This window comes from Bradyrhizobium sp. MI1.7 (genome assembly GCF_055811795.1).
The window spans coordinates 108,314-114,713 of record NZ_JBVVPO010000026.1 but is presented as its reverse complement, the minus strand read 5'-3'; the positions used below and the strand labels follow the sequence as shown (position 1 = coordinate 114,713).

Annotated in this window: 7 protein-coding genes and 2 pseudogenes; 5 read left to right on the top strand and 4 right to left on the bottom strand. The window is 59.4% G+C overall.

Going from position 1 to position 6,400, the window contains the following annotated elements; genetic code table 11:
• Positions 1-98 precede the first annotated feature (98 nt).
• A complete protein-coding gene (locus tag AC0L3X_RS23475) occupies positions 99-293 on the bottom strand; it encodes a CsbD family protein (RefSeq protein WP_354100710.1) in 195 nt (64 codons plus the stop codon).
• An 879-nt stretch (positions 294-1,172) separates the two neighbouring features.
• Between AC0L3X_RS23475 and AC0L3X_RS23470 the strand changes: the two genes are divergently transcribed.
• On the top strand, positions 1,173-2,525 hold the full coding sequence (locus AC0L3X_RS23470; protein ID WP_473316834.1) for a ribonuclease HII: 1,353 nt from the start codon (positions 1,173-1,175) through the stop codon (positions 2,523-2,525).
• Here the strand turns inward: AC0L3X_RS23470 and AC0L3X_RS23465 are convergent.
• Positions 2,494-2,733 (bottom strand): DUF2171 domain-containing protein, encoded by a 240-nt coding sequence (locus AC0L3X_RS23465; RefSeq protein ID WP_354100708.1) that lies wholly within the window; start codon positions 2,731-2,733, stop codon positions 2,494-2,496. The genes AC0L3X_RS23470 and AC0L3X_RS23465 overlap by 32 nt on opposite strands.
• Before the next feature lie 80 nt (positions 2,734-2,813).
• Positions 2,814-3,214 (bottom strand): annotated as a pseudogene (locus AC0L3X_RS23460) (PHP domain-containing protein); the annotation flags it as partial.
• 132 nt (positions 3,215-3,346) lie between these two features.
• Between AC0L3X_RS23460 and AC0L3X_RS23455 the strand changes: the two are divergent.
• The 3 genes and pseudogenes from AC0L3X_RS23455 to AC0L3X_RS23445 all read left to right on the top strand — a co-directional run.
• Positions 3,347-3,556 (top strand): PRC-barrel domain-containing protein, encoded by a 210-nt coding sequence (locus AC0L3X_RS23455; RefSeq protein ID WP_456679766.1) that lies wholly within the window; start codon positions 3,347-3,349, stop codon positions 3,554-3,556.
• A 282-nt stretch (positions 3,557-3,838) separates the two neighbouring features.
• Entirely contained in the window at positions 3,839-4,216 is a 378-nt protein-coding gene (locus AC0L3X_RS23450) for a hypothetical protein (protein ID WP_354100688.1), read from the top strand.
• 391 nt (positions 4,217-4,607) lie between these two features.
• A pseudogene (locus AC0L3X_RS23445) lies at positions 4,608-5,348 on the top strand (transposase); the annotation flags it as partial.
• On the opposite strand, the gene AC0L3X_RS23440 reads toward AC0L3X_RS23445, so the two are convergent.
• Entirely contained in the window at positions 5,282-5,431 is a 150-nt protein-coding gene (locus tag AC0L3X_RS23440; protein ID WP_354100689.1) for a hypothetical protein, read from the bottom strand. The pseudogene AC0L3X_RS23445 and the gene AC0L3X_RS23440 overlap by 67 nt on opposite strands.
• A 372-nt stretch (positions 5,432-5,803) precedes the next feature.
• Here AC0L3X_RS23440 and AC0L3X_RS23435 point away from each other — a divergent pair, with 372 nt between their 5' ends.
• Complete coding sequence (locus AC0L3X_RS23435) at positions 5,804-6,253, top strand: hypothetical protein (RefSeq protein ID WP_473316832.1); 450 nt, start codon at positions 5,804-5,806, stop codon at positions 6,251-6,253.
• Positions 6,254-6,400: the final 147 nt, after the last annotated feature.

Below are 6,400 nucleotides of genomic sequence, written 5' to 3'. Positions count from 1 at the left end.
TCAAACGCCCTGAGGTAAGTGGGCGTCTTCATTCTACCGGGCCGGCCGGTAGAAAAAGAAAAGCCGCCCAACGGCGGCCAGTTTTTGTATTGCCTCTTCTACTTGTTCTTGAGGGCATCAGCGGCGTCGCGCGCTGCGTCCTTCACGTCTCCTGCAGCGTTATGGGCGGATCCCTTGGCTTTGTCGATTTTGCCTTCTGCTTCCATGTCTTTGTCACCAGTAAGCTTACCGGCACCTTCTTTGATCGCGCCTTTTGCCTTGTCGGCAGCGCCCTTCACGTGTTCGCGGTCCATGATCGTGTTCTCCTTTGCCGATCCGGATGACCAGCCAACGAAAGCTTTGCGAACTAGTTCCTTCAAAGAGTGCTGGCGTTACACCAATCTCGCGGTCGCAGCTCTGTAACGTTGGTCGGCTGCCAGTCCTTGCTCGCAGCGACGATGTCCTAGACTTCGCCGTCGCGGCTTCTTCGTTTTTATTAGGCACGTCTTCTGTTGGCCCGAAGCCGGCTGCAATTGAGGGGCAGAGCAAGTCCGCTCTGCCTAGTTAGTTCAGCCTGCTGCGCTACTGCAAGTACACCTGCTGCGACCTTGAAGCCAGCTTCGAGAAGGGAAGTGAAAAGCTCGGACGGCATCGGGTAGACCTGGCGGCGATTGGGTAGGCGGGCTGGCGGCGGGCGAGATAATGCCGGACGAACGCGCGCGTCACCTTCGACGCCGTGGCCTTCCACCAGCATGATGCGGTCCTGCGGCGCTTTGCTGAAGTGGTGTCCGCGATCGGCGGCGACCGCCACCACCGTTCCTTGGAGCGAGAGTTCTTGCGCCGGTGGCATTAGGCCGCCCTGGCGAGCGAGCGGCGCTTCTGGCGAAGGTAGCGCGATCCCCGGAAGGGTCCTTGCGTCCAGGATGTCATTCGGAGCACGGTTTGATCCCTCACGGCGCCGAAGGTTACCCCCTCCGAGAACTGAGCGATCTTCCGGACTGCGTATTAAGTTGATGAATTGTGGGTCTCGGAAGCCGTTGGGTTTATTTGGCGCTTATTCACTGTTCTATGAGAATGACTCGCAACAGGCCGCGACGACAGTAAACGCTAGAGTTCCATTGGCTGGGAAACCAATTTTCAGATATTTGCCACAAAGCTTGGCGATCACCGCCCCTATTCCCGTCGAGGGTGTCGTGACCCGCTACTCACTCGAAAAATTACGTCGGCGCTATGTCATCGAGGGCAGGCCTCTTGAGGCGGGCCTTGAGGAAATGCTGCGCGCCGACGGCCGCGCGGGAGCGCGCTCCATCCTTGCCTCGATTGAAAAGCGGCGCTTTGAAAATCGGTCCGAAGGACAGCGGCTTCGCAAGATGCTCCGCTTCGAAACACTTCTCTGGCAAGTGGGGCAGGAAGCTATCGCGGGTGTCGATGAGGTCGGAATGAGCCCACTTGCGGGCCCGGTCGCAGCTGCCGCAGTAATATTCAAGCCCGGCACGCGCATATTTGGGATCGACGATTCAAAAAAGCTGGACGCGAATTCGCGCGAGTCTCTCGCGGAAGAGATCAAGGAAAAGGCGGCCTCATGGTCTGTCGCGTTTGTCGAGGTTGAGGAGGTCGACACCATCAACATCTACTGGGCGGGCATCCTTGCCATGCGACGGGCTGTTGAAGGGCTGGGGGTGACTCCGCAGCATCTTTTGATCGATGCGAAACGCTCGAAAGACATCGCGGTCCCGCAGCAGGCGATAATCAAGGGCGACACCAAATCCGTGAGCATCGCTGCCGCGTCTATTTTGGCGAAGGTTTCGCGCGATGCGTTGATGCGAACGCTTGACATGCATCATCCCGGCTACGGCTTCGCCGACCACAAGGGTTATCCTGTGCGCGCCCATTATGCCGCTTTGGCCAGACTAGGCGCATGCGCTGCCCATAGACGTTCGTTCGGCCCTGTGCGTGAAGTCCTCGGCTTGCCGCCGTTGCCACCTTGGCCTTTGCCATCGGAACGCACCGATGTCCGTCAGGGGACGAGGCTTCGGTGCTGCGCGCTGGGAGCACTTGACCGCTTCGGTCTCCGACAAGTCCCCTACTTCGTGGGCGCACCGGTTGTGGTCTCGCTAGGACGAGCGGTCATTGTGACATCATGGCCCTCTCGCAGCGCGATTGAAGCCGCCGCAATTGCGGCTTCGAACGCAGCTTCCTTCGTGGCGTACTCATTCTCCGTCTTGCCGTCGTGGCGCATGCGCCACGCGCCGTCTTTTCCAAATATCTCGTATTTCGCGATTCCCATAAGTTGTCCTCCTAGCTGGCGTTCGGCGCTCCGCCGGCGTCGCGGCGCTGGCTTGCCATCGAGTTTCTTTGCTCCGTTGTCCGAGCGTGAGCGTAATTGTGCCGCCGCCGATCCGACCGCGGCGATGCGCCTATCGCGACTGACTGCAGTACTCCACGCCGTGCCTAATCCGCCATTTGTTGCTTCTTGGTTTGTCGCAGTGATACAGGAGCTGACCAGTGGTTTCGTCAGCTTTGAGCGTGCTGCCAGTGTGAGATGATGTCGGCGCCGCTCTTATTGAGATGCACGTGCTGATCGACGTGATCGACCCATGAGAGCGGAATAAAGTGATGATGCTGACCGTCCGGCGAACTCTGCTTCGTCAGCTTGATCTTGTCGGTTCCATCCAAGTGATCGACTTTTCCGACCATCTTCCGATCGGACGAAATCACGTCCATATGTTCCTTGATCTTCGAAACGTCTGTCATGGGAATCTCTCATTCAGCAATCGTATATTCGGTCGGTCAGCGAAACTTTCGATTGCTTCCCGACGCTCGGCAACCGCCGATCAGGCCGCCCGGGCGAGCGAGCGCCGCTTCTGGCGGAGGTAGCGCGTGATCTCCGGAAGCGGCATCGCGTTCAGGACACGGTCGGCGGGGACACCTCCCTTCCGGGCCATCTCGACGCCCCAGTGCATGTGATCGAGCTCAGGAATCGAGTGCGCGTCCGGATTGATGCTCAGCATGCAGCCGAACTCGAGCGCAGCCCGGTGCCAGCGCCAATCCAGGTCGAGCCGCCACGGGTGAGCTTGATCTCGACGACGACATCTTGCTTGGCGCAGGCCCGGAGCAACTTCTCGATGTCGATTTCGTAGCCTGGCCGCCGCTGCAGCTGCCGCCCGGTCATGTGACCGATGATGGTGCTGTGAGGATCGGAGATGGCTCGAAGCAGGCGCTGGGTCTGCGCCTTCATTGAACAGAAAATTTCTTTAGCTCCAATGAGCAACATGCTGCGATGCGCACGCCGGCAGCCATCTAGCACCCGTAGGAACCCTAGGTTTGCATGCACAGTCGCTCTGATGCGATGGAGACAGCTGAGGCAATGCCCCGAGCCAAAGCGCACGCCGCCGCTATTCTGCGGGAATGTCACAAAGCCGAGACGGAATTGATCGGCAAGGCCGTGGTGCTGACGGACGGGAAGGCAGGAACTGTCGAGGAATTGTGCTTGGACGAAGCGCACGGTTTGCGTCTTTCCGTCGCTGGCCATCCCGGGAAGTGGCCCGTCTCGACGATCAAGCTACTAGAGCGATAGTGCTTACAGACCGGCGCGCCTAATGGCCTGATGTTATCGGCTAATCGCAGCGCCACGCTCAGTCCCTCAATAGATGCCGGGACTGGGGCGGTGATACTGCACCAACCGCCTACTTTGCGTCGGTTCCCAAGCAACCATAACAGAAACCGGGCGAACCGACCTCTGCTAATGCCGTTTCCCACGCCGCGGCGGAGTCATGAGTCCCGTTGACTTACATCAACCTAACGCGCCGCGGGCGCCGCAATCTCCCGCGCTCGCAGAGTTCGTAGAGAGGATGCTGTCATGCTTCACTATATTCTTGCTGCAATTGCAGCACTTGTTCTGCTCACCGCCAGTTTGATTCCAGACGATGCCTATGCCCGCGGTCGCGGCGGTGGCGGCTATCGGGGCGGTGGCGGATTTCACGGAGGTGGTTACCGCGGCGGCGCTGTCGCCGGGCGAGGCTACCGGGGCGGCGCTGTTGCAGTTCGAGGAGCCCGGGGTGGCGCTGTTGCGGTGCGCGGCGGACGCTATGGTTATGGCGGCTACGGGTATCGGCGTTACGGTGTCGGTGCGGCGGCGGTCGGCGCCGCTGCTGTCGGCGCTGCTGCGACAGGCGCCTACTATCGCGGCGGCTGCGGCTACGACGCCTACGGCAACTGGATTTGCCCGGGCTATTAGTCCCGTATTGAGGCCGCCATTCACTCGTCAGCAGCAGCGATCTGCTCTCGAAGTTGCCGAGCGCGTTCTCTTGCTCGCTTCCCAAGGCGAGCGTGAACCGATCAGGATAAAGCGACACCTGCTAAATGAGTTTTTGGCATCCGCTGCCAGCGAAGCCAACCGGGTCGCCCCTTCGCCTGATCGACGGTGAGCCTGCTAAGGCGATCAAGTGCCGCTGGTAACGCCCTGCGGGTTCGATCGTGGCTGCCATGCCACCACTGCCGCTCATCGGCGCATTCCCTGCCCCTTGGCATGTCGCCTTGTGTTGGCAGATTTTGTTGCAAAAGTCAGTTGAGACGAGCCGGCAAGCGTGATTCCGTTGTGTTGACGCGAATCGCGACGAGGTCGATTCATGATGGGCCGTCTGAAGAGTGACCAAGGTCAACTGTTCTACGCGTTTCATCTCAGCGACGCGGTTCCCGAAGATCATCTGGTGCGGAAGATCGACACTGCTCTCGATCTGTCTTGGCTTCGCAGCGAACTAGCTCCTCATTATTCGTCCATGGGTCGCCCGTCGATCGATCCAGAGCTGATGATCCGGATGCTGATCGTGGGGTATGTCTTCGCGATCCGCTCGGAGCGGCTGCTCTGCCGTGAAGTGCAGGTGAACCTCGCCTATCGGTGGTTCTGCAAGCTCGGTATCGAGGATGCTATCCCGGATCATTCGGCCTTCTCGCGGGCCCGCAATGAGCGCTTCCGCGAGGGAGATGTCGTTCGTCGCGTATTCGAACATATCGTCGAGGCGTGCATTCTGGCCGGTCTGGTTGGTGGCGAAGGTTTTGCGGTAGACGCGAGCCTGATCCAGGCAGATGCCAACAAGCAGCGCTCGATCGCGGGTCAGGATTGGCGCAGGGATCGCGATCCGGCGAGGTCAAGCCGCGCGGTGAAGGAGTATCTGGCAACCCTCGACGATACGGCGTGGGGTGCGGCCAGTGAGGTTGTCCCGAAGTTCATCTCGCTGTCCGATCCCGCGGCCCAGTGGACCGGAGCTCACAAGGGACCAGCGTTCTTCGCTTACTCCGACAATTATCTCATCGATGAGATCGTCTCTGCGGAGGAATCACCTTCGCCATTCCGGCCGTTCAAGGTCGGACCAATTCCTTTGATCTGAAAAACGGTCTTCACCACAAGCGCCTTATCGAGGTCGCCGATCAATCGATTACGCTCTTGGTCAATGTCAGGTGAAATCCTGTGCGTGATTTGGCCGGTATCACGGCTTATGGTTCCCAGTCCTCCCAGAGCCGAGTGCGGCGGCGCAACTACGCGGGATCTGCCATCGCTGTTTTACGGTGTTTTTTGCTCTGCCGGCCGAATTTGCATAGTCCTGACGGGACTTTTTCGCTCCAGAACAGCAGTGCTCCCCAATGACGCGTGAAGAACATCGTCACGGGACTGGTGTCCGTCGAACCGAATATCAGCCCGAGAACCGGAACTGGGGGAGGCCGCAACGGGTGTGCAAAATGCGGCTGACGCTCAGGGCTACGATGCGGCGGGCCAGAACTTCAAGGTCCATCTAGCACCACCGCGTCTTTGATTTTCGAGCCGTCCTTGTTGAAAACCGACACGGTGGCATTCGGCGGCTCCTTGGCGAAGCTGTCATCGCTCTCGTTGCTGGGTGACCATTCCTCCAGCAAGTCTGTCGTGAGCGAATGGCCCGCCGCTCGTACCGGCCGGTCAGCAAACACGATGGAATTTGGTGCGATCGCCCACGAGCGCGAGCTGGCCGCCCTGCAAGGTGGCTCCACGAGCATTCATCACAATCAGAGACGGAACAATTTCTGGCTTGTCTCCGCCGATCGCCTTCTCCAGCGGCACGTGCTGGGCCACGGCCGGCGCAGAACCGCAGAGCAGAAGGGCGACAAAAATCATCAAGTTGGATCGACTCTTGATGGTCATCATAAACTCCTCGAGTTACCGTTAGAGCGCATCGCTTCATGTTTTGCCAATTTCGCCGATGTGCTGCAGCTGCACTATGCACTTTCAGCAGCTCCCGCTTGACCACACGAGAGGCACCCAAAAGGGCGGGAGCTGGCCGAATTTGCATAGCGCTTGGCTAAGCCTCGGTCTTCACTGGATACGGTAGATCGTTCCGTTGTCTGCAGTCTGTTGATCTGACCGTCGGCGAGACCGCAGCAATCGGCGCAA